Source organism: Mycobacterium sp. 852002-51057_SCH5723018 (assembly GCF_001667035.1).
Classification (GTDB): Bacteria; Actinomycetota; Actinomycetes; order Mycobacteriales; family Mycobacteriaceae; genus Mycobacterium.
Map to the genome: position 1 here is coordinate 1 of NZ_LZIR01000091.1, position 25805 is coordinate 25805.

Here is a 25805-nt window from a genome sequence, read left to right on the forward strand (position 1 = left end):
GCCCCACCCATTGCCCCGGCGGTGGCACCGGCACCCCCGGCCGCCCCGCCACTGCCGCCGGCACCCGCGGTTCCTCCGGTGTTACCGCCGTTGCCACCCATGCCGCCATCGGGGTGCGCAGCAGTACCCGCGGCACCGGCGCCGCCGTCGCCGGGTGTTCCGACAGCGCCACCGGTACCGCCGTCACCGCCACTACCGTTGCCGCCGGCCTGTCCCATAGCCGAGCCTTTACCGCCGACGCCGCCCGCGCCGCCGGTGCCGCCGGTGCCGCCGTCACCGCCGGTGCCACCGTCGCCGCCCAGCCCGTTGTTGACGCCGGCGATCCCGGTGGCGCCAGTAACGCCGGTGCCGCCCGTGCCGCCGACCCCGCCGATACCGCCGTGCCCGCCGGAGCCGCCGTTTCCGTAGATCAGGCCGGCGTTGCCGCCGGCCCCGCCGACGCCACCAATGCCGCCACTGCCGCCGGTGGCACCCACCAGCCCGGTGCCACCCGTGGTGCCGGTGCCGCCGGCCCCGCCGAGGCCGCCGTTGCCGAACAGGAAGGCGTCACCGCCTTTACCGCCGGCCTGTCCCGGCGCACCGGACGCGCCGTTGCCGCCATTACCGAACAGCCAGCCACCCCCACCGCCGGCCTGACCGGTACCGGGCGCACCATTGGCGCCATTGCCGAACAACGGGCGTCCGGTCAGATCCAGGACCGGCGTGAAGGGACTGGCGGCCAGGGCCTGCAGGCCGTCTTGCACCGACGCCAACGGCGACGCATTGGCGGCCTCGGCAGCGGCATACGAAAAACCCGCGCCACTCAGTGCCTGCGCGAACTGGTCGTGAAACGCCGAAGCCCGCGCGCTGAGCGCCTGATACGCCTGGCCGTACTCGCCGAACAGCGCGGATATCGCCGTCGACACCTCATCGGAAGCCGCGGGCACGATTCCCGTCGTCGACCACGACGCTGCCGCGGTCGCTTGCCTGATCGCGTCGCTGATGCCGCCCAAGTCCGCTGACGCAGTGGCCAAAGCTTCCGGTGCGACGACCACAAAAGACGACATCCAGGGCTCCATACATCGCTCGCGCGGTGGCGTCGTTTGCCGCCACTACCTCACGGTGATGATCAGGCAGCCAAGCGTCGGTTCGATCCGGGACCGACTACTGCAATTTCCGCGCGTATCAGCGAAGGACTACTGCAAAAGTCAAAATCAGCCGCCCGCGGCGCGCATCATCTCGGCGAGCCCGGAACGCCCGCTGACCCCGGCCTTGGTGCTCGCGCGGTAGATGTGGCTTTCGACGGTCCGCACGGACAGCGACACCGCCTCGGCGATCTCGCGATTCGACAGGCCCTGCGCCACCAGCACCGCGATCTCGCGCTCGCGGTTGGAAAACGGCGGCGCGAAGGAGGCCGCCTTGATCGCCGGGCTGGTCGCGCCGCCACACGCGGTCGCTAACCGATAAGCGCGCGCCGCCGCGGTCAGCGCGCTCCCGGCCCGGCCCGCCCGCCGATGTGACGTCGCGGCTTGGCCGGCGGCGTCGGCCGCGGCCAGCATATCGCCCATGACCTCGAATTCGGCTGAGGCCCAGTCGAGTTCGCCGGCGTCATCGGCGCTGACCGCCGCGGCGTAGCGGGCCGCCGCCGCGGCGCGCGGCCCTTCCACGCGCTCAGCCAGCTCCGCCAGCCGAGCGGCCGCATCCGCGTCGTCGAATTGCACCGCGGTTTGCAAGCACCACACCTCGCGGGCGAGTTGATCGTGATCGCGCGCGAAGTCCGCCGCCTGGCGGGCCAGCCGGCGCGCCTCGGTGGGCCGCGAGCGGGCCGCCGCCAGCCACGCCTCGGTCAGCAGTTCGGTGGACGTGACCCACACGTAGGCCGGATGTCGATGTGCCCGGGCGGTGTCCAGCGCACGACCGGCCGCATCGGAATCGCCGGACCGGGCCAGCGCCTGCGCACGCAGCAGGTGGAACCGGTGGAAGCTGTTCACCACGTGGAAACTGCTCGCCATCTCGGCATCGACTTCATGCGGCAGATGCCGCAGCGCCGCGGCGAGGTCACCGGCGGCCAACATCACCATGCCGAGGATCTCCCTTGCCACCGCCCGTACGTCCGCCGGCTCTTCGTGGTGCGCGCGGCGGTGTTGTTCGGCCACCTCGACGGCTTCGGCGACGCGTCCCGCCGCCGCCAGGGCGAACGTGTGAAACTCGGTCAACGTCTGACGCAGGAATTTGCCCTGCTCGCTCTGCGTGAGCGCCTGGTCGGCCTCGATGGCCTTTGCCACGGCCTGATCGGGTTGACCGAGTTCGCCATAGGCCATGCTCTCGGCGCTATACGCCATTGTCGCGCCGTACTGGTCGAGGTCCTGATAATCGACATCGGCCATGGTCGCGAGGACCTCAACCGGCCGCGCCGCGAGCGCGTGCTGATTGGCGCGGAACACCAGCAGCTGTTGCCGCCGCGGCCCGTGCGAGGCCTTGAGCGCATCGTCGATGAGCCGCCAGGACCGCTCCGGTGATCGCATCCCCCACAACAGATTTGACGCACGCATCACCACGTCGTTGATGAATGCGGATTCGGTCGCTTCGTCGACCTCCACGCCGTCGAGGACTTCTAAAGCGAGTTCACCCTTTTCCATCATGAACAGTGAGTAGGCCAGGGGTATGCGCGCCTGCGCGCCGATACCGGTGGCCGCGGCTGCGGTGAAAAGCCGCTCCGCCGTTTCGAAGTCGAGCAGCGAGCTCGCGGCCGTGGCGGCCGACAACAGCACGTCCGGCTCGGGGGGAAGGTCGGACTCCAACCACAGCAGTCCCCGCTTGACGACCTTTGAGGGACGTCCGCCGTCCTTCATCGTGGTGGCGATTTGGCCGCGGAGGCGGCGCAACCGCGAAGAGCCGCAACGATTCAGGCGGACCTCGGCATACAACGGGTGACCGACGTACACCTCGTCGCCGGACGTCCGGATCAGTTCGCGCTGTTCGGCAGCTTCGATGGCGTCCTGGTCGGCGATCAGTCTCAGGCAGTGCCAGTCGATGGGCTCGGAAACGGCCACCAGATCCACCACGTCACGCACGTCGCCGGGGATGGCGCCGATCTGCGCGTCCACCAGTTCGGCAAGGGATCCCGAGATCGCGGTGTTCCCGAGCCAGCGCACGGCGCCCTGCTGGCTCACCATCCGTCCCCTTCGGTATTCCTGTTCGACGAGCTGGCGGAGGAACAACACGTTTCCGCGAGTGAGGTGCCAGAGTTTGCCCGCGCACTGCTGATCCGGGGCCGCCCCGAAGGCCGCAGCCAACAGGTCGTCGATTTCGTTGCGGGTCAACGGTTCTACTTCGCGCCGGCGCAGCAGGCCGTCCTTCCACAGCGCCGTCACCGCGGCCGGGGCCGCCTCGCCGGTACGGATCGTGAGGATCACCGCCGCGGCCCGCGAGTGCACCAGTTGGTGCAGGACGAGCGCGGACAGGTCATCAAGAAGATGGGCATCGTCGACGAACACCACCAGGCGGTCCGGTCCCGTGCCGTCGGTCAATGCCTCAATGACTCTGCGCGCCAACGCAGAAGGCTCGCTCTGTACATCATCGGTCCACCGCGAGAAGGCGCCGAGCGGAATCGGGCGGCTCGTCGCGGTAGCGGCGATGCTTCGCACGGTCCACCCGGCCGCCGCGGCCGCCGCCACGGCCTCGCGAGCCAACCGCGACTTACCGATTCCAGCTTTGCCCGCAAGCGCAACGCCCCGCACCGCATCATCGGCGATCGAGCGCACTATCTCGCTGATCTCCTGATCGCGGCCGATCATCGGCCAGTGGTCGAGCACAGGAGAATGTTAGCCAGGCATAGTGGTTTGCGTCTCGACATTCGACTCCGCGATCGCGCCCATCCAGTTCAGTCGGTTACCCCCGCCTCCTCCGATCGGCTGGAGCGCGTGGCGGGCGCATGGATGGCGATCCACGCCCGCAGCTCGTCGGGCGGCAGCGGCGGGCTGTGCACGAAGCCCTGGGTGATGGTGCAGCCGTAGCGGCGCAGCGCGCTCAACGTGACCTCGTCTTCGACGCCCTCGCCGACGAGGTCGGCGCCGAGGCTGTGCGCCAGCGCGACCGTTGAGCGCACGATGGCAACCGATCGCGGGTCGTGGGCCAGGCGTGCCACGAAGATGCGGTCGAGTTTCAGCTCGTCGACAGAGACGTCCTGCAGGCGGGCCAGCGACGACCACCCGGTGCCGTAGTCGTCGAGCGAGATGCGAACGCCCAGGTGCTGCAGAGCGGCGACGGTATTGCGGGAGCGCGCCGAGTCGACGAGGGCGCTCTCGGTGATTTCGACGATCAGCGCGTCGGGCGGCAGGTCGTGGGTGCGCAGCAGCCGTTCGATCGTGCTCACCAGGTCCAGGTCGAGCAGGTTGGTCGTCGAGAGGTTCACCGCGACGGTCAGCGGCATGCCCTCGTCGCGCCAGGACCGGATCTGCTGCAGCGCGAGGCTGATGGTGCGGTTGGCCACCTTGCGCATCAGCCCGGCGCGTTCGGCCGCGGACAGGAATTCCTCCGGCAGCAGCAACCCGCGGCTGGGGTGTTGCCAGCGCAGCAGCGCCTCGACGCTGTGGACGCTGCCGTCGCCGGCGTTGATCTTGGGCTGGTAATGCACCGTCAGCTGGTTCTCGTCGAGCAGTGCGGCGCGCAGCTCGTCGACGAGGTTGGGGTCGTTGTCGCGGTACATCTCGTACGCGGAGTCGTACACCCCGATCTTGCTGATGGCGGATTTGGCGTGCGGCAGGGCCGTCTCGGCGCGGTTCAGCAACTCCTGCGGATGGTCACAGTGGTCGGGACACAGCGCGATCGCGATGCGGGCGTCGACTTGCACCGTCATCGGATCGAGCCGAAACGGCTCGCTGAGGGCTTCAAGCAAACGACCCGCCTGGGCCCGCGCGGCGATCAGGTCCGAGCCTTCGGCCAGCAGGATGGCGAATTCGTCGTCGTTCACGCGCGCAAGCAGATCCTCGCGGCGCACGCTGGCTGCAAGCCGTTTGGCGATGTGGGACAACAGCTCATCGCCGAAGTGGCGACCGACCGAGTCGTTGAACTCCTGGAATTCATAGAGGTGCAACAGCAGCAGTGCCCGCCGTGACGATGCCGCCGTCACCGGCATTGGCCGGCCGACCGTGTCGGGGCCGGACAGCGCGGTCAGTGCCGTCGCCAGCGAGCGCCGGTTCGGCAGCCTGGTCAGCTGGTCGGTCATCGCCTGCTTGTGGTTCTCGGCCAACATGCTGACGTCGCGGAAGGTCACCGAGAACCGGGCGGCGACGGCGACCAGGCTCAGCGCCGCCAGGGTCGTCGCGACCCGCGAGTCGTGGCTCAGGACAGCGACTCCCAGCGCCGCGACCGTGCACGCCACCGGCACGGTGTAGGAGCCGAGCGCGCGTCGGGGTGCCGGCGCCGTCATCGTCCAAGGCGCCCAGCTGGCCATCGCCACCAGCAACGACGACGCCGGCCAGATGGCATCCAGCGTGGTGCCCACCCGGTATGTCCCGTCCGCGGTCTCGAACAGATAAACCGCGTCGGCGACCGCGAACCCGATAAACCCCATGGCAAGAAGGCCCCAGCGGATTCCATTGCGCCAGCCAAGGATTGGCATTATGCCGGCGACCAGCGCCAACAGGACCACATCCCCCCACGGATAGACCAGGCCCACCAGCACGGTCGTCGGTGCGCGGGTGGCCGCCGCGTGCATGGGTCCCGCCCTCAGTGCGGCGGCCACCGCGGCCGCGGCCAGCGCGCACACCAGGGAATCGAGCCGGATCGGAATCGGCACTTGCTTGAGTCGCGACCGCATGAGCAGCAGCAGTCCGGCATAGACGAGGGGATAAAACGCCAGGTATTCCGGATCGGCCACCGATGGCGATTTCGGGACCGGTACCCAGATGGCGTAGACGACGTCACCCATAGCCGACAACGTCATGCCGGCCGAGATCAGGCTCCACGCCCAACGGTCGGCCTCGACGCGGTAAGCGCGGACCGCAATGAGTGCAGCCGCAGACAGATTCAGCACGGTGTACAGGTTTTTCGCGAAGAACACGCTCTGACTGGCGGCGGGGTCGAGCACACTCGTCACGGCGAACGTGACGACGCCAATCGCCAACGCCGCCATGGCAATCCGGATCGGCACCGGTGGCCACCGAATGCCATCGTGGTCTTCGTGCGTCCGCTCTCGCGACGCCGTCGCGGCATCGGCGAGAGGCTTGAGCGACCGTGCCAGCGTGGTGTCGTTGCCAAAGGCCCGGCCCCAGGGCACCGCGGGCGCCCGCTGCGCCCGTCGGTCCGCCGAGGCCGGGACGTCGGAATCGGCGAATTGCGAGAAGGTATAGGGGAAGGGCAGGTCGGGCATGAAACCACGGATGCATTGGCCGCCTTCGCGTTTGGCGGTATACATGGCCAGGTCGGCGTGTCGGAGGAGCTGATCGACGGTGCTGTTCGAGTCGGCGGCGGCCACGGTGAAGCCGATGCTCGGCCGGACCGCGATGGGAACGCCGTCGATCACGATCACCGGACCGAACGCTTCGAGAACCCGTTGCGCGGCCGCTTGCGATTCTTCGACGGAAGCCTCGATGAGCACCGCGAATTCGTCGCCGCCAAGGCGCGCAACGATGCCCATCTCGCCGAGCGCGGCGGTCAGCCGCCCGGCCACCCGGACCAGGAGCTCGTCGCCGGCCGGGTGGCCCAACGCGTCGTTGACCGATTTGAAGTTGTCGAGGTCGAGGCACAACACCGCGAGGGGTGCTCCGTCGCGGCGTTGGCGGGCGACGGCTTCCTCCAATCGATGCAGGAATTGGGCCCGATTGGCCAGGCCGGTCAAGCTGTCGCGAAACGCTTCCCGCGCGACTTCGGACAATAGGCCCTGGTTTTCGACGAGCACGATGAACTGCCGGGCCAGCACCGCGGCGACGAGGATCCCGAGCGCGGCGAGCAGCGGCCCGTGCGGCATCAGGCCCACCGCCTGGCCCAGCCCGACGGCGGCGGCCAGCAGCAGCGGGAGATAGGGCAGCCATAGCAGGGCGGGGGACAGGATCTCATTGCTCGACGCCGCCGTGGGCGATTCGTAAACGCTGGTCAGGCCGGCCAGCGCCATCAGCCCCAATCCGGCCACCCGGGCCACGTCGGCCAGATCACCCAGGTGATAGCTGCCCACCCCGGTCTGGAAAACGATCGCGATGTCGCAGAGGGAGATCGTCCCGATTCCTGCGGCCAGCACGCCGCGGCTGGGCAGGTCGTTGGAACGGATCCGCGACAGTATGAGGATCGCCGTCGTCAGGAGGACGACATCGGCGAACACCTCGGTGAGCGTCGCGAGCCGCGAGCCGCTGTCCTCGCGCAACTGCTTGTCGAGGACGAACACCCACGAGGTGACGAAAAGCGACGTCGCCACGATCAGGCCGTCCAGCACCAAGCGCCGGGGACTGTGCCGGCTCAGGTGGGACAGCAGCACCAGCGAGGCCATGGCGCCGATCGGGTACAGCAGGAACGCGGCCTCGGCCGCGGCCGGGTGGAGGGCGTGCTCCACTTCCGGGCGTACCTCATAGACCGCCCAGATGAGCTCGCCCACCGCCCAGCCCAGGAGGGCCACCATCAGCGCCAGCCATCCGAATCTGCGGCGCCCGGCGCCGTGCCGGGCCGCGTAGCCGGCACAGGCCGCCGCGAACACGACGCACAGCTCCGAGGCGGCCTCGTCGACCGGACGGGTCGTGTAGGCGCCCCTCCATCCCACGACCGACGACGCCACCACGACCACAGCCGCGACACCATAGCCCCCGGCGACGAGCCAGCCGAGACCCGCGGGCAGCCCGAACCGCCGCCACGGATTTCCCCTCCAGCGTGTCATTGCCGCTCCAGCCGATCCCACGCTTTGCGGTGAACGGATGGAACGCTTCACCGCGCGTTACAGCAGAGTAAACCGCCGCGCGGCTCCCGGGGTCTATTACCTGGCAATATCAATGCGGCGTCAGCGCGAAGACCGAGATGGGTCGCGACGTCCGGCTCTGGTAGCCGCTATAGCGGTTGGCGTTGTTTTTGTTCACCAGCTCCCACAGCCGGGGATAGTCGGCATCGTCGGGGCCAACTTGCCGGGCGGTCACCGCGATTCGCTTCGGGCCGACGTTGATTTCCACGTCAGGCCGCTTGCGCAGGTTGTGGTACCAGCCGGGGTGGCGCTCGTCGCCGCCCTTGGAGGCGACCACCACGTACGAGTCGCCGTCCTTCGCGTAGGTCAGCGTCGTGGTGCGCGGCTGGCCGGTCTTCGCGCCGGTCGTGTGCAACAGCAGGCTGGGCGGCATCCCCGGTATCTGGTGTCCGATCCGGCCGTCGGTCTTGCGGTAGATGGTGTCGTGCAAGCGCAGGAACGGCACGAGCACGAATTGTTCTAGCGGACTCAGGTTGCTCATGAGCCCAGTCTTACTGACTCGCGTCGATGCGGGCGACCGCCTCCCGCAGGATCTGCGCGGTCGCGTCCCGATCGGGGTCGCGGCGCAGCAGCAGCCCCTTGGCGAACGAAAGCTTGTCGCCGTTGCGCCGCGGCAGCACGTGCAGGTGGATGTGACCGACGCTTTGGAAGGCGGCGCGGCCGTCGTTGATGGCAATGTTGGTCGCGTCGGCCAGCTCGGTCGCGCGGGCGGCGCGTGCGATCCGCTGCCCGATGGTGACCATGTCGGCCAGCGTCTCCGGCGGGGTGTCGGTCAGATCGACGGTGTGGCGTTTGGGGACCACCAGCGTGTGACCGCGGGTGAACGGCCGGATGTCGAGGATCGCCAGGTACCCGTCGTCTTCGTAGATTCGCAGGGCCGGGGCTTCCTCGGCGACGATCGCACAGAACACGCAGGACATGTCGCCCACGGTACTGGCCGGCTCAATCGGGCGATACGCTGCCGCAGTGGACGCTCGCGAGGTGGCCCGCGAGGTGGCCTTTGCCGGCGCCGCCGAACAGGCGAGGATGCTGGCCGACGGCGAACTGACCGCACCCGAGCTGCTCGAAATCTACCTGGAACGGATCGCGCGCCTCGACACCGAGCTGCGTTGTTACCGGGCGGTGCTGGCCGACACGGCGCGTTACGAAGCCGCCGTGGCACAGGACCGCCTCGACGCGGGGGAGCGGCTGCCGCTGCTCGGGGTGCCGATCGCGATCAAGGACGACGTCGACGTCGCCGGCGAGGTGACGACGTACGGCAGCGGCGGACACCGCCCGGCCGTGACCTCCGACGCCGAGGTGGTTCGACGGCTGCGCGCCGCGGGCGCGGTGATCATGGGCAAGACGAATGTGCCCGAGCTGATGATGTTTCCCTATACCGAGTCGCTGACGTTCGGGTCCACCCGCAACCCGTGGAACCTCAAGCGCACCCCGGGCGGCAGCAGCGGCGGGAGCGCCGCCGCGGTGGCGGCCGGGCTGGCCCCGCTGGCGCTGGGGTCCGACGGCGGCGGGTCGATTCGCATCCCGGCGATCTGGTGCGGCCTGTTCGGCCTGAAGCCGCAACGCGATCGGGTCTCCTTGGAACCCCACGACGAGGCTTGGTACGGGCTGAGCGTCAACGGCCCGCTCGCCCGTTCGGTGCTGGACGCGGCGCTGTTCTTGGATGCGACGGCCACGGTTTCCGAAGTGTCCGGCCCGAGTGGCGAGTTCGCGGCCGCGGCGGCGCGTCCTCCCGGCCGATTGCGAATCGCGTTGAGCACCAAGGTCCCAACGCCGCTGCCGGTGCGGATCGGCAAGGAGGAGCTGGCGGCGGTCGACCAGGCCGGCGCGTTGCTGCGCGATCTCGGACACGAGGTCATCACCCGAGATCCCGACTATCCGGCCTCGGCGACCATGACCAATTACCTGCCCCGCTACCTGCGCGGCATCTGCGACGACGCCGATGCGCAGGCCCATCCGGAACGTCTGGAGGCCCGCACCCGCAACCTGGCGCGCGCGGGTGGCTTGTTCTCCGACCGGCGGATGGCGGCCATCCGCGAGGCGGAGCCGGCGCTGAACGCGCGGATCCAGTCGATCTTCGACGACGTCGACGTCGTCGTCACGCCCGGCAACGCGACGGGACCCTCCCGCATCGGCGCCTACCAGCGCCGCGGGGCCGTGTGGACGCTGCTGGCGGTCGCGCAACGGGTGCCCTACCAGCAGATCTGGAATCTAACCGGGCAGCCCGCCGCGGCCGTCCCGTGGGACTTCGACGGGGACGGCCTGCCGATCGCCGTGCAGCTCGTCGGCCGGCCGTACGACGAAGCGACGCTGCTGTCGCTGTCCGCCCAGATCGAAGCCGCCAGGCCCTGGGCCCACCGCCGTCCGCCGGTGTCTTGAGAGCGAGATCGCCCGCCAGGCCGCCGGTTTCACCCCTGCCGGCACAACATGAGCCGGGCTCATAGAAGGCAACCGCCGGTACTCCCTCATCAGTCACATCAATACCCGCCCGCGTTGTACGTTGACGACGTGGACGACGGTCACAGCGGGGCCGAGAAGAACATCGACGATCTGCTCGAGGGGCTCGAGGGCATCGCACGCACCGAGCGGGCCGAACTCGTCGGTTGGCTGCTCGAGCAGGGCATCACCGCCGACGAGATCCGCGCGACCAGCCCGCCCCTGCTGCTGGCCACCCGCCACCTGATCGGCGACGACGGCACCTACGTGTCGACCCGCGAGATCAGCGAGACCTTCGGCGTCGACCTGACGCTGCTGCAGCGGGTCCAGCGGGCCATCGGCCTTGCCCGGGTCGACGACCCCGACGCGGTCGTCCACATGCGCGCCGACGGTGAAGCCGCCGCGTACGCCCAGCGGTTCGTGGCGCTTGGCCTGGATCCCGATCAAGTGGTGCTCGTGGTTCGGGTGCTCGCCGAAGGCCTTTCGCGCGCCGCCGAAGTCATGCGTTACACGGCGCTGTCGGCGATCATGCGACCCGGCGCCACCGAGCTGGAAATCGCCAAGGCATCCAAGGCGCTGGTGAGCCAGATCGCGCCGGTACTCGGGCCGATGATCCAGGACATGCTCTTCATGCAGCTGCGGCACATGATGGAGACCGAGGCCGTCAACGCCGGGGAGCGGGCCGCGGGCAAACCACTGCCGGGAGCGCGCCAGATCACTGTCGCCTTCGCCGACCTCGTCGGCTTCACCCGGCTCGGCGAAGCGGTGACGCCCGAGGAGCTCGGCCATCTCGCCAACCGGCTGGCCGACCTGGCCCGCGATATGACCATCCCGCCGGTGCGGTTCGTCAAGACGATCGGCGACGCGGTGATGTTCGTCTGCCCCGATCCGGAGCCGCTGCTCGACGTCGTCCTCAAGCTCGTCGACGCCGTCGACACCGACAACGACTTCCCCCGGTTGCGCGCGGGAGTGGCCTGCGGCATGGCGGTCAGCCGGGCCGGCGACTGGTTCGGCAGCCCGGTGAACATCGCAAGCCGCGTCACCGGGGTGGCACGGCCGGGTACCGTGCTGGCGGCGGACTCGGTCTGGGAGGCCCTTGACGAGATGCGCGAAACCGCCGGCTTCCAGGGATCATTCGCCGGTGCGCGCCGGCTCAAGGGCATCGGAAACGAAGTGAAGCTTTTTCGGATCCGCCGCGGCAACGGCTCTGCCGACGGCGACTGACCCCCACACGCATGGGCAGGCCCGGGCGACACTAGGGGGCGTTCACTCCGTCTTGCGCGGGTGATACGCGGCCGGCTTCCTACCCCTTCTCCGGCGCTTTGAATCGGTCGCTTCCGGGCCTGCTTCGCTACCAAAAATACAACTCCGAACAGCGCATATCAACGGTTTTGGCATGGCCGGTGCGGGTGGGCGGAGGCAATTCGACGTTCGCCGCCGGTGAACGCCATTCCCTTACACGTGTAACGGTGTAATCATGTAATCATGAGAACGCACCACACACACGGGCGGCGCTACGGCCGCCCCGGCGGCTGGCAGCAAGCCCAGCAGCCCGACGCGACCGGCGCCGCCGAATGGTTCGCCGGACGCCTACCCGAAGCCTGGTTCGACGGCGACCCCACGGTTATCGTCGACCGCGAAGAGATCACGGTCATCGGCAAACTGCCCGAGCCCGACGGCTCCGGACAAGGGGAGAGCGAGGCCCGCGCCGAAGGTCGCGTCTCGCGGTTCCGCGAAGAGACCCGTTCCGAGCGCATGCGCATCGCCGACGAAGCCCAGGATCGCTACGGGCGCAAGGTTTCCTGGGGCGTGGAAGTCGGAGGCGAGCGAATCCTGTTCACCCACATCGCCGTCCCCGTGATGACGCGGCTGAAGCAACCGGAACGTCAGGTGCTCGACACCTTGGTCGACGCCGGCGTCGCGCGGTCCCGCGCCGACGCGCTCGCCTGGTCGGTCAAGCTGGTCGGTGAACACACCGAGGAATGGCTGGCCAAGCTGCGCGACGCCATGTCGGCGGTCGACGATCTGCGCGCAGAAGGGCCCGACCTTCAGTCGTAAGCGCTAGTGCCCCTTGGGGCATTCGCGGCCTGCTATTGGTTGTCGATCTTAGCGACGATCTTGTCGACGATCTGCCCGCCCTGATCGGTGATGTGGTAGCCGCACGCGTTGACGTCGGCGATCACGTTGTTGGCCAGGCCCATCGCGCGCTGGCACTCCCAGCCGTCGGCGCCCTCCTGGGTGTCGATCACCGTGATTCTGGGTGGGCTGCCGATGATTTGGGCGAACGTCCACCGATAGGTCTTGCCCTTGTTGGTGACGGTCACCGTCTTGCCGGCGCAGGCCTTCCACTTGTCGGCCGAGGCCTGCAGGAACGCCTTGGCCTTGTCGGGGGACGGGAACGCCACCACGGCTTGGTTGACCCAATGGTCGTAGTTGTCGCCCGGTTCCGAGGACACCAGCCCGTTCACCCCGGTGTAGCCGGTGCCCGCGTACACCGGATCCTGGCTGGTGTAGAGCGCTCCCTGGCAGTTCGGCAACGACAGCGTCGCCGACGAAGTGTCCATCGACGTGATCGGCTTGCCGGGCGTCATGCTCGAGGAGCCCATGACGGAGTTGACATCCGAGGGGTCCAGCAGGAGCGAGCTGAGGTGATCGGCCGATATGGGCTCGGTGGGCGGCGGCCCCGGTTTGGGCCGGGTAAGGAGCCAAACGCCCACGCCCCCAACGATGAGGACGATGACGACGGCGACGGCGGCGACGATGGGCCAGGGGTTGCGTTTCGGTTTTGACGGTGGCTGGTTCCAGGGCGTCGCACCGCTGAATTGTTGCGGTGGGCCGGCCCAATTACCGCCTCCGCCTTGGTAATACTGCGGATTGGATTGGCTGGCGGCTTGAATTGGGCCGCTGTCGGGCGCCCAGGGCCGCCCCGTTGGGGCGGCTTGTGGCATCGGGCCCGAACCGGGTCCCGACGCGGCGGGGTAGGGCACCGGTCCGCGCGGATCGGACGTGGGCGGTGGCGTGTTCGCCGGCGGCTGGGCCGGGGCCGCGGGGGTGGCCGCCATCGTGGGCCCGGGGTCGGCGATGGTGCCGGGTTCGGTGGCGGGCAGGGTGGCCTCTTGGCTGCGGCGCACGATGTGGTTGGCGTGGTCCTGATCGGGGTCGGACAGCGCCTCGTGGGCGGCCAGGGCTAGGTCGCCGGCGCTGGCGTAGCGGTCCTCCGGTTTCTTGGCCATGCCGCGCGCGATCACGGCGTCGAAGGCCTTGGGGACGCCCGGGCGCACCTCGCTGGGCTTCGGGATGGGGTTCAACAGGTGGGCGGTGACCAGGGTGCCGGCGCTGTCGGCGCGATAGGGCGGGGATCCGGTCAAGCCCTCGTGCAGCACGCACGCCAGCGCGTAGATGTCGGCGCGGTAGGTGACCTCGTCGTTCGAAAAGCGTTCGGGCGCCATGTATTTCCAGGTGCCCACCGCGGTGCCCAGCTGGGTCAGCTTTTCGTCGGTGGTCGCGCTGGCGATGCCGAAGTCGACCAGGTAGGCGAAGTCGTCGCGGGTGACCAGAATGTTGGGTGGCTTGACGTCGCGGTGCATCACCCCCGCGGCGTGTGCGGCGTCCAGCGCCGAGGCGATCTGGGTGATGATGGCCACCGCCCGCGGCGGGGTCAGCGGGCCGAACCGTTTGAGCACGTTGTCCAGGTCGATGCCCTCGATGAGGCGCATCTCCATGAACATCTGGCCGTCGATTTCGCCGTAGTCGTGGATGGGCACCACATGGGGTTCCTGCAAACGGCCGGCGATGCGGGCCTCGCGCTTCATCCGCTCGCGGAACACGGGGTCCTTGCTGAAGGTGTCCGACATCAGCTTGACCGCCACCGTCCACTCTTTGACGGTGTGCTCGGCCTCGTAGACCTCGCCCATCCCACCGCGGCCGAGCAGCCGTTTCAGGTGATACGGACCGAACATCGAGCCGACCCGTGAGGCCTGCGCGTCACTCATCTATGACCCTCCAAACCAACCCCAGACCCGCCGACCCTATCAACTATCTGCAGCGCGAACGGCCGGCCCGAAGCCCCGACTCAGCAATCATGACGGTAAAGGCCCCGCAGTGCCGCCGCAGGATAACGACGACATTAGGCGGGCGCCTCGAGCGGCCGCCGCCATAGCAGCAGGTAACGCCAAAACAGCAGCCGGCGCACCTGCGCGCCGGGCAGCGTCGCGGCCGCGATCTCCCGCGCCCGACGGGTCGTCAGGGGCGGGTCGAGAACCTTCGGCATCGCGTCACGGGTCGGCTCCAGGCGATACCAGCTGCCCGCCCCCGCCATCCTGAGCGCCACGAACGCGGCGCCGAAGGCCCGATTGGCCACCGCGGCAACCACTTCGACGGGCGCCTCCCGGGGCAGCTCGGCCCGAGGCAGGACCACCGCGGCCAGCACTCCGCCCGGTCGAAGGGCCGGCGCCAGGTGCCGCAGGGCGTCGCCGAGCGGCAGATGATGCAGCGCGGTGATCGACACGATGGCGTCGTAGTGTCCTTCGGGCAACGACAGCTTCATCACGTCGGCGTGGACGCAGTTGACGTTGGCCGGGGCCCGCCGCCGGGCCGCCTCGATCATCGCCGCCGACTCATCGACCGCGTCAACGCGCTCGGCGCGGCCGGCCAAGCGGGCGGCGAACGCTCCGGCGCCGCAACCGACATCGAGGACCCGCCCGCATGACGTGGGTAGCTGCTTGCACAGCAGCCGCTGGTAATACGCGTTGTGGTCCCAGTTCAGCGTCATCAGCGCCTACGAATGCGAAGTCCACCACGTGTAGAGCTGATCCAGGTTCGGACCCTGCGGCCTCCCGTTGACGACCGCGAACACCATCGTTTGCTGATTGGTCCACATGACCTGCGGCTCGTCGCCCTTGTACATCCCACAGCCGATTTGGCCGATGACGGTATTGGGATCCTTGTTGTGCCACCAGGTGCCTGGTGAGGCCTTGCCCCCCGGACACTTGACGACCGTGTCGCTGCTCATGAAGCCGCTGAACGCGTCCTGCAGCGCTTTGAGGTCCGAGAACAACCCGTACTCCGCGACGGTGGGCCCGCTGGGATCGGTGTTTTGCCCGCACATGACCGAGACGATCCCGCCCGGGATCGGTTGGCCCTCGGACTTGCAGGCGCCGGGCGGGTAACCGGCCGGCAGCAGCGACAGCAACCGGTTTTGGGCCTCGGGCGGCGGGGTGGAGGCCGGGACGTACGGCGTCGTCGTGGTGGTGAGAGTCCTCGCGGTGGTCGCGGTCGTGGTGGTGGTCCGGTCCGCGTTGGGGGTCTCTTGGTCGTCGCCTCCCAGCATCGCGATGCCGACGGCGACCAGGACGAGGACGACCACGACGGCCGCCGCCCCGGCGACGAGGGGCCAGGGATTACGTTTGCGCGGCGGTGGCGGCGGGTTCCCGGGGCTCCAGGGCGCCGGGCCGGCGAATTGTTGGGGCGCGCTCGGCGGCGGGCCGCCCCAACCGGCCTGGTAGTACGGGGGGTTGGACGAGGATTGGTCCGCGCGGCGAACCGGCGCGCTGTCGGCGGCGCGGCCCGGGCTCCCGGCCGGCGGAGGCTGCGGGATCCCCGCGAAACGCGCCGGGTCGGCCGGGTTGCGCGGGGACGGTGCGGCGGGGATGGCGCCTTTCAGGTGCGGCAGGGTCGATTCCTCGCTGCGGCGCAGGATGTTGACGGCCTGCGTCTGCTCGGGGTTGGTGAGTGCCTCGTGGGCGGCGCGCGCCAGGTCACCCGCGCTGGCGTAGCGGTCAGGTGGGCTTTTGGCCATGCCGCGGGAGATCACCTCGTCGAACGCCCGGGGGACGCCCACGCGTTTGGCGCTGGGCTGCGGGATCGGCTCCATCAGGTGGGCGGTGACCAGCGCGCCGGCGCTGTCGGATGCGTACGGCGGGGACCCGGTCAGGCACTCGTACAGCACACACGCCAGCGAGTAGATGTCGGCGCGGTAGTCCACCGGGTCGTTGGAAAACCGTTCGGGCGCCATGTATTTCCAGGTGCCGACGGCGGTGCCGATTTGGGTGAGCTTCTCGTCGGTGGTCGCGCTGGCGATGCCGAAGTCGACGAGGTAGGCGAAGTCGTCGCGGGTGACCAGGATGTTCGGTGGTTTGACGTCGCGGTGGGTCACGCCGGCGGCGTGGGCGGCGTCCAGCGCGGAGGCGATCTGGGTGAGGACGGCCACCGCACGCGGCGGGCTCAGCGAGCCGAAGCGCTTGAGCAAGGTGTCCAGGTCGGTGCCCTCGATGAGGCGCATCTCCAAAAACATCTGCCCATCGATTTCGCCGTAGTCGTGGATGGGCACCACGTGGGGTTCCTGCAAACGACCGGTGATCCGCGCTTCGCGCCTCATCCGCTCGCGGAACACCGGGTCGCTGCTGACGGATTCCGACATCAGCTTGAGCGCCACGGTCCAGCCCTTGACGGTGTGTTCGGCCTCGTAGACCTCGCCCATGCCGCCGCGGCCGAGCGTCCGTTTGAGCTGATAGGGCCCGAACATCGACCCCACCCGCGAGCCCGGCGCCCCGCTCATTGATCCTCCAAACCAACCCCAGCCTCGCCGACCATATCAACACCGCCCGACGCGGCCACCGACTGACCTGGCCGGGGAGGGGATAAAGAATTGCGGCACAAGCCGGTTCAGCTCCGGGTGGTGGCCGCTGTCCCCGCGGTGCCCTCAGTGCCCTCGCCGCGCGCGATCTCGAAAGTGAACTCGTGCTCGCAGATGCGGATGTGGTCACCGTCGTGCAGCGCGGCGGCCGAGCGGACGCGTTCCCCCTGTACCTGCACGCCGTTCGACGACCGCAAATCGTTGATGACGTAGCTGGTGCCGGTGTCGACGATGACGGCATGGTGGCGGCTGACTTTGGGGGTGTCGAGGACGATGTCGTTGTCGCTGAGACGGCCGATCCGGGTGGCCGCCTCCAGCAGTGGGAAGCGCCGGCCCGAGGCTTCGCGCAGATAGGCGACGGCCTTCTCGCCGGACACCATCGTGCGCTGATCAAGCACGGTGAGTGTGACGGCGGCGGTGGTCATGGCGTTCTTCTTGACATCCATCGGTTCCTGGCGCAGGACGCGGTCGTTGAGGGCGCGCAGATTCTGGCCGGGGTCGATCCCGAGGTCGTCGGCGAGCGTTTGTTTCACGCGGCGGTAGGCGGCCAGCGCGTCGGATTGGCGGTCGGTGAGGTAGTACGCCGTGATCAACTGCGCCCACAGCGGCTCGCGGTAGGGGTATTCCGAGGTCAGCGCTTCCAGCTCGGTGACCACGGCAAAGGCGCGTCCGCAAGCGATTTCGGCCTCCGTCTTCGCGGTGTGGACCTGAAGCTTCTCCTCGATGAGGGAGGTGGCAAAGGTGTCGACGAACTGGAAGTCGAGCAGGTCCTCGAGCACCCGCCCGCGCCATTCCGCCAACGCTGCCGACAGGTGGCGGCTGGCCTCTTCGAAGCGGCTGGCGGCGGCCGCCTGCACGCCGGCGGTCTTCTCGGCGATGAACCGCCCTAGGTCGCAAGCGTTTTCGGCGATGGTCAGCCGATACCCCGGCGGGGCCGCGGCCAGCACCGCCCGCGGGTCGACACCGGCGCCGCTGAGCAGCTTGCGCAGGTTGGAGATGTAGGAGTGAATGCTCGCCCGCGCCCCCGACGGCGGCCAGTCTTCCCAGAGGGCGGTGGTGAGCCTGTCGACGCCGACCGGGCTGTTGCGGTTCATCAGCAGCATGGCCAGTACGGCCCGCTGCTTGGGGGTGCCCAACGGCACCGGGGTGCCGTCAACGCTCATCTCCAGCGGTCCGAGCAGACCGAATTCGAGACGTTTGTCCACCATGGCGCTCAACGGCCCTCCTCGTTTTCCGCGTCGTCTTGTGATTGTGATACCAACCGGTCGGGTTCGGTGGGAACTTCGAGTCGCCGGCCGAAATGTTCTTTCCGCCAACGTGATCTTGGACGGCTTGCCCGAATCAGATTAGGGTTCATCGCAACACGCATGCGGCGGCGGCCTAGATCCGGTTGCCGGCTTGCCTGGTGACCACCATCAGGTCGTTGCTGGTGTCCCACGCTCGAACGAAGAGCCCCATGGGAATCTGCTCGTCGCGGCCCTCGGACGTGCCGCTGTCGTTGAGGTGAACGATGTGGTTTGCGGTGTCGACACCGGTCACCACCACCGCGTGGTCGGACACCGGATTGCCGTTCTGATCCTTCGCTTCCACCGGCTGCTGCCAAATGAGTTCGCCGTTGACGCTGACGATCACCTTGTGGCCGCCGCCCAGCGCCCGCTCGAGTCCCGCCATGCCCGCGGTCATGCCCTTCGCCGAGGCGTCGTCGTTGTCGATGAGCACGGCGCTGACCTCGTACCGGGCCAGCAGCGTCGGAACGTCCTCCATGCTGGTGCCGCCCGAATTCGGGTCCTCGTGGCCGGTCGGCTTGGTGTAGATCGGGCCCGGGTGGGCCACGCTGGGCGTCGTGTGGGCCTTCGCGATGACGGCCTCCTCAGAGGGCAATTCACCGGTGAGCTGACCGACGACGTCGGCGCTGGCCATGAGGACGCAGTCGTCGTACTGCTGCGGCTGCCATGTCTGGGCGGCGGCAACCGGGTCGCCGTACATGGTGACCGACGTTGCGTTGGCCGGGCCCGCCACACCCAGGGCCACGGCCCCTAGAGCGCCCGCGACCACCGCGAGGGCTGCGCTCTTGGCGACTGTGGCTACGTTGATGGTCTTCATCGTTTGTCCTCTTCTCGTTCCGTTGAGAAAAGGTTCCGATGCCGGCCTTGGCGTTATCTCCACGAATCCTTGGAGTGATCCACAAGCCCAAATCCCTTGCCTGGCATGGCGGATGGGGGACCAAGATACGGGATCCCCCATCGCAGTGGATGGTTGACTAGGTGAGCTGGCCGGAGAGCTGCGGGCAGTAGGCCTTGGTCGCGTCGACGACGAAGTAGGCCGCCTGCTTGGTGGTCAGGTCGGTCTGGCTCAGCACCTCGCTTGCGACATCGGTGCCGCTCTTGCCGCCCTTCAGCTCTATGCACACCTGGTGGCCTTCCTTGACGGCCTCTTGTGGCGAGCTGAAGGAGATGCCGAGGCCCCTCATCTCGGTGATGAAGGCGTCGTCGGTGGTGCTCGCCGCCGCGGCGGCGCCGGTGGCGACGGCGAGCCCGACGGCGGCGGCGCCGATGGCGGTGGTGACGGCTGCGGTGATACGAGGTGAGAACATTGCTGCGATCCTTTGCTGGTGGGTTCGGCCCCGGGACTCGCTTAGCGTCGGGCCGGACCCTTGGCGGATTCTCAACAACTTCTTGGAGCCCAAACAAGGATGGGGAATCCGGGTGATCGGGATCCCCCACCGCGATGGGGTGCTGACTACGGAAGCCGGACGGAGAACTGGGGGCAGTAGGCCTGGGCCGCGGCGCCCACGAAGTAGCCCGCCTGCCTGGGATTCAGGTGTGCCCGGTCCATCGTCTCGATCGTGATCGCGGCCGCGTTCTTGCCGGCGGCCAGCTCCGTGCACACCTGGTGGCCCTGGTTGACGGCCTGGTCGGGTGAGCTGAAGGCGATGCCGTGGCTCTTCATCTGCGCGACGAAGGCATCGTCGACGGTGCCGGCGGCCGCGGCGCCGGCGACGGCGAGCCCGACGGCGGCGGCGCCGATGGCGGTGGCGACGGCTGCGGTGATGCGGGGTGAGAACATTGTCGTGATCCTTTGCTGGTTGGTTCGGCATTGAACGCGTTCAGCTTCGGATCGGCCCCTTGGTGAATTCTCAACGACTTTCCGGCGCCCCCGGCCCATGCGGGGTGCGGTCAGGCCCGGGTCATCGCGTAATAGGCGCCCTGCCGGGCCAGCAGCTCGGCGTGGTTGCCCTGTTCGACGATGCGGCCGGCCTCCACCACCACAATGAGGTCGGCGTCTCGGATCGTCGAAAGGCGGTGCGCGATAATGAAACTCGTCCTACCCTGGCGCAGTTGGCGCATGGCGTGCTGAACGAGGGCCTCGGTGCGGCTGTCCACCGAGCTGGTCGCCTCGTCCAGGATCAACAGCTGTGGGCGGGCGAGAAACGCGCGGGCGATCGTGATGAGTTGCTTTTCTCCCGCACTGATGTTGGCGCCGTCCCCGGTGACCCGCGTCTGGTAGCCGGCCGGCAGGGTGTGCACGAAGCGGTCGACGTAGGCCGCCGTGGCGGCCTCGACCACGTCGGCTTCAGTGGCACCCGGCCGGCCGTAGGCGATGTTCTCCGCGATCGTTCCGTCGAACAGCCAGGTGTCCTGCAGCACCATGCCGATTCGCGATCGCAGCGACTGCCTGCTGACGGTGGTGATGTCGACCCCGTCGATCAGTATCCGGCCGGAGTCGACGTCGTAGAACCGCATCAGCAGGTTCACCATCGTGGTCTTGCCGGCTCCGGTCGGTCCGACGATCGCCACCGTGCTGCCCGGTTCGGCCACCAGCGACAGGTCGCGGATGACCGGGGTCCCAGGGCGGTAGGAAAAGTTGACGTGATCGAACTCGACACGCCCGCCGGCGCGTGGGGCTTGCCCGTTGGGCTGCGGCGGGCTCTGTTCCGGATCGGGTGGTTCCTCGGGCTCGTCGAGCAGGTCGAACACCCGCTCGGCGCTGGCCACGCCGGATTGCAGGGCGTTGTACATCCCGGCCACCTGGCTCAGCGGCGCGTTGAACTGCCGGACGTATTGGATGAACGCCTGAATGCTGCCGAGCGTGATCTGCCCGGTGGCCACCTGCAGGCCGCCGATCACCGCGACGGCGACGTAGCCGAGGTTGCCGATGAACGTCGTCGCCGGTCCGACCAGTCCGGAGAAGAACTGGGCGCCGAAACTGGCCCGGTACACGTCGTCGTTGAAGCGGCGGAACTGCTCGCGCGCCGCGGCCTGGTGGCCGAAGGTCTTGACCACCGTGAATCCGCTGTAGGTCTCCTCGATGTGGGCGTTGAGGCGTCCCGTGCTGGTCCACTGGGCCACGAACAGGCGCTGCGAGCGCCGCGCGATCGCCCGGGTCGCCAGCAGCGAGATCGGCACGGTCAGCACGGTGATCAGGGCCAGCAGCGGCGAGATGGACACCATCATCGCCAGCACCGCCACCACCGTCAGGACCGACGTCAGCAGTTGGCTGATCGTCATCGACACCGACGACTGGATGTTGTCGACGTCGTTGGTGACGCGGCTCAGCAGCTCACCGCGCTGGCGCCCGTCGAAGTACGACAGCGGCAGCCGGTGAACCTTGTCTTCGACGTCGGAACGCAGCGCGACCATGGTGCGCTGAACGGTCAGGTTGAGCAGTCGGGCCTGCGCCCAAATCAACAGCGAGGCAATAAGATAGAGAGCAAGCGCCAACATCAGCGTCCTCGCCACCGCGCCAAAGTCCACGCCTCGTCCCGGCACCACGTTCATCCCGGACAGCAGGTCGGCGAAGGTGTTGTCGCCCCGGGCGCGGGCCGCGGCGACAGCCTGCGCCTTGCTGATGCCCGCCGGCAGCTGGCGCCCCATGACGCCGTTGAACAGCAGATCGGTGGCATGCCCGAGGATCCGCGGCACGACCACCCCGATCACCGTGCCGGCAATCCCCAGCGTCATCACTGTGACGGTCAGGCTTCGTTGCGGCGCAAGCCGTTTCATCAGCCGCGCTCCGGAACCCCAGAAGTCGCGGGAGCGTCCGGCCGGGGCCGGCGGGATGCCGCGGGTGACCGCCGTGCTCATGGGGCGCCCCCCGCTTGACCCGATTGCACGGCCCCCGCCGACTGCGAGTCGGCGAACTCCGCATAGGTGGGGCAGTCGGCCAGCAGCGATTCGTGCGTGCCCGAGCCCACCAGTTTCCCGTTGTCGACGACGATCACCTGGTCGGCCGTCGACGCGGTCGAAATCCGTTGCGTCACAACGATGATGGTGGAGTCCCCGGATACCTGGCCGAGCGACGCGCGCACCCGCGCATCGGTGTGCACGTCGAGCGCGGCGAACGCGTCGTCGAAGAGGTAGATGGCCGGGCGGCGGATGACCGCCCGCGCGATCGCCAGCCGCTGCCGCTGGCCGCCGGAGAAGTTGATTCCGCCCTGGGCCACACGCATTTTCAGCCCGTCATCGTGTGCCCGCACGAATCCGTCGGCGTCGGCGACCCGCAAGGCTTCCCACATCTCCTCGTCGGTCAGCACCTGTCCGGGGGCCGCGCCATACCCCAGGTTGTCCGCGACCGTGCCGGAGAACAGATGGCCGCGCTGCGGGACCAGCCCGATCGCCGCCCAGAGCCGCTCGGTGTGGTAGTCGCGGACGTCGATCTCGTCGACCAGGACGGCGCCGGCGGTCACGTCGTAGAGCCGGCAGATCAGCGACACCAGCGTCGATTTGCCCGAACCGGTGCTGCCGACGATCGCGGTGGTGGTGCCGGGCAGCGCGGTCAGCGAGATATCTTGCAGCACCGGACGATCGGCGCCGGGGTAGGTGAAGGTGGCGCCCTCCAGGCGCACCACCCCGGTGATTCCACCCGGCTGGAACTTGGGGTTCGCCGGGTTCTCGACCGCGGCGCGGGTGGAGAGCACATCGGTGATCCGTTCGGCGCACACCGACGCGCGCGGCAGCACCACCAGCGTCATCGTCGCCATCAGCACCGCCATCAGGATCTGGGTGAAGTAAGCCAGAAACGCGGTCAGCGAGCCCACCTGCATCTGGCCGCGGTCGATGCGCAGGCCGCCGAACCAGATCAGCGCGACGCTGGACACGTTCACGGTCAGGGTGGTCACCGGCAGCATCAGCGCTTGCCAATTCCCGGCGCTCAGCGCGGTATTCGACAGCGCGGAGTTGGCGCGGGCGAACCGGTCGCGCTCGAAGTTCTCCCGCGCAAACGCCCGGACCACCCGGACGCCGGACAGCTGGTCGCGCATCACCCGGTTGATGCCGTCGATCAGGGCCTGCATGCCGCGGAAGAGCGGCAGCATGCGCGACATGATCCAGTAGTTGGCCACGCCCATGATCGGAACGCTGATCAGCAGCAGCCAGGTCAATGCGGCCTCCTGGTGGATGGCCATCAGGATTCCGCCGGCGCACATGATCGGCGCGGTCACCAGAACGGTGCCCGAAATCTGAACCAGGTACTGGATCTGCCGGACGTCGTTGGTGCTGCGCGTCAGCAGGGTCGGCGCCCCGAACCGGGCGGTCTCGCGCTCGGAAAAGGTGGTGATGTGTTCGAAGATCGCTTGGCGCAGGTCGCGGCCGAAGCCCATGCCGGTGCGCGAGCCGAAGTAGGTGGCCCCGACCGCGCACAGTATTTGTAGTGCGGTGACCGAGAGCATCACCATGCCCAGCCTGACGATGGTGGCGGTGTTGCCCTTGGCGACGCCCTCGTCGATGATCGCGGCGTTGACCGTCGGGAGGTACAGCGACGCGAGCGTGCTGATCAGCTGCAGCACCATCAGCACGGCTACCAGCCGGCGGTACGGCCGGATGTACTGGCGCAGCAGTGCCAGGAGCATTTGGTAACTGTCGCACATGGCAGGCTTCCCGGTACCCAGCACCGGGCCGAAATGCCTGCTCAGGCGCGGCGTCGGTGGTTGACCCCGTGGGCTGCCGCTACAGTGCATCGTGTGACCAGTAGGCGAGGTAGCGGTGCGGCGTGACCTGAGGGCGCTCGCTATTGCGGCGTCGGCCTTGGCGGTTCTGATCCCGACGATTGCGGGGTGTTCGGGGTCCGGCGACAACAAACCGGGAGCGACGGGGTCGTCGACGCCGGGGAGCGGCGAGGGCCACCACGGGCCGATGTTCCCGCAATGCGGGGGCATCACCGATCAGACGGTGTCGGAGCTGACCAAGGTCACCGGGCTGGTCAACACGGCCCGAAATTCCGTCGGCTGCCAATGGCTGGCGGGCGGCGGCATTCTTGGCCCGCACTTTTCTTTTTCCTGGTATCGCGGCAGTCCGATCGGCCGTGAACGCAAGACCGAGGAGCTCTCGCGCTCCAGCGTCGAGGACATCAACATCAACGGACACGGCGGTTTCATCGCCGTCGGCAACGAGCCCAACCTGGGTGACTCGCTGTGCGAGGTGGGGATCCAGTTCCAGGACGACTTCATCGAATGGTCGGTCAGCTTCAGCCAAAAGCCGTTCCCGCCGCCGTGCGACATAGCCAAGGAATTGGCCCGTCAATCGATTGCGAACTCAAAATGAGCCGAAGAACCCTCCGCGCCGGCACGGCCGTGCTGCTCGCCACGCTGTTGGTGCTGACCGGCTGCTCGCGGTCGATCGGCGGCAACGCCGTCAAGGCCGGTGGGAACGTTCCGCGCAACAACAACTCCCAACAGCAATATCCGAACCTGCTCAAGGAATGTGAGGTGCTGACCAGCGACATCCTCGCCAAGACCGTTGGCGCCGATCCGCTGGACATTCAGAGCACGTTCGTCGGCGCGATTTGCCGTTGGCAGGCGGCCAACCCGGCCGGTCTCATCGACATCACCCGCTTCTGGTTCGAGCAGGGCAGCCTGGGCAACGAGCGCAAGGTGGCCGACTTCCTGAAGTACAAGGTCGAGAACCGTTCGATCGCGGGCATCGAGTCGATCGTGATGCGCCCGGACGATCCCAACGGCGCGTGCGGCGTGGCCAGCAATGCGGCGGGAGTCGTCGGCTGGTGGGTCAATCCTCAAGCGCCCGGCATCGATGCCTGCGGGCAGGCCCTCAAGCTGATGGAGCTCACGCTGGCCACGAATTCGTAGGTCAACGCGGGATTTCGAAGCCGGTCAGCGCGGCGCGGCGCGGTTCCAGGTCTTTCCAGTCGCACGGTACCGTCAGCACCGCGATCGCCGATGTCGGGAATTTCGCCGTAATGCGTTCCACCAGAGCGGGATCCGTGTCGCCGTCGGCCAGGATGAGCGCCAACGAAGACGTCGTCGGTTCGTGCCCGACGACGAGCAGCGTGCCAATGTCGTCGGCCGTCTTGTTGATCTCCTCGAGCGTGGAGCCTGGCGTGGCGCCGTAGAGCCGCTCGCTATACCGCACGGGCGCATCGACACCCGTTTTCTCCAAGGTCTGCCGGGCGCGCGTCGCGGTGGAGCACAGCACGGCGTCGATCATGGGCACGTTGGCGCGCAGCCAGTCACCGGCCAGCCCGGCTTCCCTGACGCCGCGGGGCGCCAACGGCCGGTCATGGTCGGCGACGCCGTCTGGGTAGTCGGATTTCGCGTGCCGCATCAGCAGCAACGTGCGCCGGTCAGTCACGAACTCACGCTAATCAATGAGGCGTCAACACGGCTACCACTCGTCGTCGTCCTCTTCGAATTCCGAAGCGGGGATTGGACGGACCGAATTTGTCGTAGCCGGCTGCGATGATGAGGTTATGTCTTCGACCGCATCTGCTGGCGCTGTGGTGGTGAGTCCTCGCGAGCGTCTTGAGGTGTTGTTTGAGGAGTTGGCGGAGTTGTGTGGTCAGCGCAATGCGATTGATGGGCGC

At 68.2% G+C, this 25805-nt stretch carries 20 protein-coding genes; 5 read left to right on the top strand and 15 right to left on the bottom strand.

Annotated elements, in window-relative coordinates; genetic code table 11:
• From A5764_RS29870 to A5764_RS19260, 5 genes are all read right to left on the bottom strand, one after another.
• A partial coding sequence (locus tag A5764_RS29870; RefSeq protein ID WP_197501635.1) for a PE family protein occupies positions 1–1046 on the bottom strand: 1046 nt, incomplete at its 3' end.
• A gap of 147 nt (positions 1047–1193) precedes the next feature.
• Positions 1194–3794, bottom strand: a complete 2601-nt coding sequence (locus A5764_RS29875) for a LuxR family transcriptional regulator (protein WP_082951800.1) — start codon at positions 3792–3794, stop codon at positions 1194–1196.
• 68 nt (positions 3795–3862) lie between these two features.
• Positions 3863–7843, bottom strand: a complete 3981-nt coding sequence (locus A5764_RS19250) for a bifunctional diguanylate cyclase/phosphodiesterase (protein WP_082951801.1) — start codon at positions 7841–7843, stop codon at positions 3863–3865.
• 109 nt (positions 7844–7952) lie between these two features.
• Positions 7953–8402 (bottom strand): nitroreductase family deazaflavin-dependent oxidoreductase, encoded by a 450-nt coding sequence (locus tag A5764_RS19255; RefSeq protein ID WP_067115608.1) that lies wholly within the window; start codon positions 8400–8402, stop codon positions 7953–7955.
• Positions 8403–8412: 10 nt separating this feature from the next.
• Positions 8413–8841 carry an HIT family protein gene (locus A5764_RS19260; protein WP_067115657.1) on the bottom strand — a complete coding sequence of 143 codons (429 nt, stop codon included), beginning with the start codon at positions 8839–8841 and terminating at the stop codon, positions 8413–8415.
• A 46-nt stretch (positions 8842–8887) separates the two neighbouring features.
• On the opposite strand from A5764_RS19260, the gene A5764_RS19265 reads away from it, so the two are divergent.
• The 3 genes from A5764_RS19265 to A5764_RS19275 all read left to right on the top strand — a co-directional run bounded on the left by A5764_RS19265 (position 8888) and on the right by A5764_RS19275 (position 12415).
• Entirely contained in the window at positions 8888–10300 is a 1413-nt protein-coding gene (locus tag A5764_RS19265; protein ID WP_082951803.1) for an amidase, read from the top strand.
• Between the two features lie 48 nt (positions 10301–10348).
• Positions 10349–11581, top strand: a complete 1233-nt coding sequence (locus A5764_RS19270) for an adenylate/guanylate cyclase domain-containing protein (protein WP_082951802.1) — start codon at positions 10349–10351, stop codon at positions 11579–11581.
• Between the two features lie 261 nt (positions 11582–11842).
• Entirely contained in the window at positions 11843–12415 is a 573-nt protein-coding gene (locus A5764_RS19275) for a hypothetical protein (RefSeq protein ID WP_067115614.1), read from the top strand.
• A gap of 32 nt (positions 12416–12447) precedes the next feature.
• Here A5764_RS19275 and A5764_RS19280 read toward each other — a convergent pair whose 3' ends face one another.
• From A5764_RS19280 to A5764_RS19320, 9 genes are all read right to left on the bottom strand, one after another.
• Positions 12448–14349 (bottom strand): serine/threonine-protein kinase PknH/PknJ, encoded by a 1902-nt coding sequence (locus tag A5764_RS19280; RefSeq protein ID WP_067115618.1) that lies wholly within the window; start codon positions 14347–14349, stop codon positions 12448–12450.
• Positions 14350–14483: 134 nt separating this feature from the next.
• Entirely contained in the window at positions 14484–15128 is a 645-nt protein-coding gene (locus tag A5764_RS19285; protein ID WP_067115621.1) for a class I SAM-dependent methyltransferase, read from the bottom strand.
• Positions 15129–15134: 6 nt separating this feature from the next.
• On the bottom strand, positions 15135–16913 hold the full coding sequence (locus A5764_RS19290) for a serine/threonine-protein kinase (RefSeq protein WP_067115624.1): 1779 nt from the start codon (positions 16911–16913) through the stop codon (positions 15135–15137).
• 107 nt (positions 16914–17020) lie between these two features.
• Complete coding sequence (locus A5764_RS19295; protein ID WP_067115627.1) at positions 17021–18199, bottom strand: BTAD domain-containing putative transcriptional regulator; 1179 nt, start codon at positions 18197–18199, stop codon at positions 17021–17023.
• Positions 18200–18371: 172 nt separating this feature from the next.
• Positions 18372–19094, bottom strand: a complete 723-nt coding sequence (locus A5764_RS19300) for a hypothetical protein (protein ID WP_067115629.1) — start codon at positions 19092–19094, stop codon at positions 18372–18374.
• Between the two features lie 157 nt (positions 19095–19251).
• Positions 19252–19584: a DUF732 domain-containing protein gene (locus A5764_RS19305; protein WP_067115632.1), complete on the bottom strand. Its 333-nt coding sequence runs from the start codon at positions 19582–19584 to the stop codon at positions 19252–19254.
• A 146-nt stretch (positions 19585–19730) separates the two neighbouring features.
• Positions 19731–20057 carry a DUF732 domain-containing protein gene (locus tag A5764_RS19310; RefSeq protein WP_067115635.1) on the bottom strand — a complete coding sequence of 109 codons (327 nt, stop codon included), beginning with the start codon at positions 20055–20057 and terminating at the stop codon, positions 19731–19733.
• A 110-nt stretch (positions 20058–20167) separates the two neighbouring features.
• A complete protein-coding gene (locus A5764_RS19315; protein WP_067115638.1) occupies positions 20168–22075 on the bottom strand; it encodes an ABC transporter ATP-binding protein in 1908 nt (635 codons plus the stop codon).
• Entirely contained in the window at positions 22072–23838 is a 1767-nt protein-coding gene (locus A5764_RS19320; RefSeq protein ID WP_067115664.1) for an ABC transporter ATP-binding protein, read from the bottom strand. Before A5764_RS19320 ends, A5764_RS19315 begins: the two co-directional genes overlap by 4 nt.
• A 133-nt stretch (positions 23839–23971) precedes the next feature.
• Here A5764_RS19320 and A5764_RS19325 point away from each other — a divergent pair, with 133 nt between their 5' ends.
• A complete protein-coding gene (locus A5764_RS19325; RefSeq protein WP_067115641.1) occupies positions 23972–24529 on the top strand; it encodes a DUF3558 domain-containing protein in 558 nt (185 codons plus the stop codon).
• On the top strand, positions 24526–25071 hold the full coding sequence (locus A5764_RS19330; RefSeq protein ID WP_067115644.1) for a DUF3558 domain-containing protein: 546 nt from the start codon (positions 24526–24528) through the stop codon (positions 25069–25071). Before A5764_RS19325 ends, A5764_RS19330 begins: the two co-directional genes overlap by 4 nt.
• Before the next feature lies 1 nt (position 25072).
• On the opposite strand, the gene A5764_RS19335 is transcribed toward A5764_RS19330, so the two are convergent.
• Positions 25073–25573 carry a histidine phosphatase family protein gene (locus tag A5764_RS19335; RefSeq protein ID WP_067115647.1) on the bottom strand — a complete coding sequence of 167 codons (501 nt, stop codon included), beginning with the start codon at positions 25571–25573 and terminating at the stop codon, positions 25073–25075.
• Between the last annotated feature and the right edge of the window lie 232 nt (positions 25574–25805).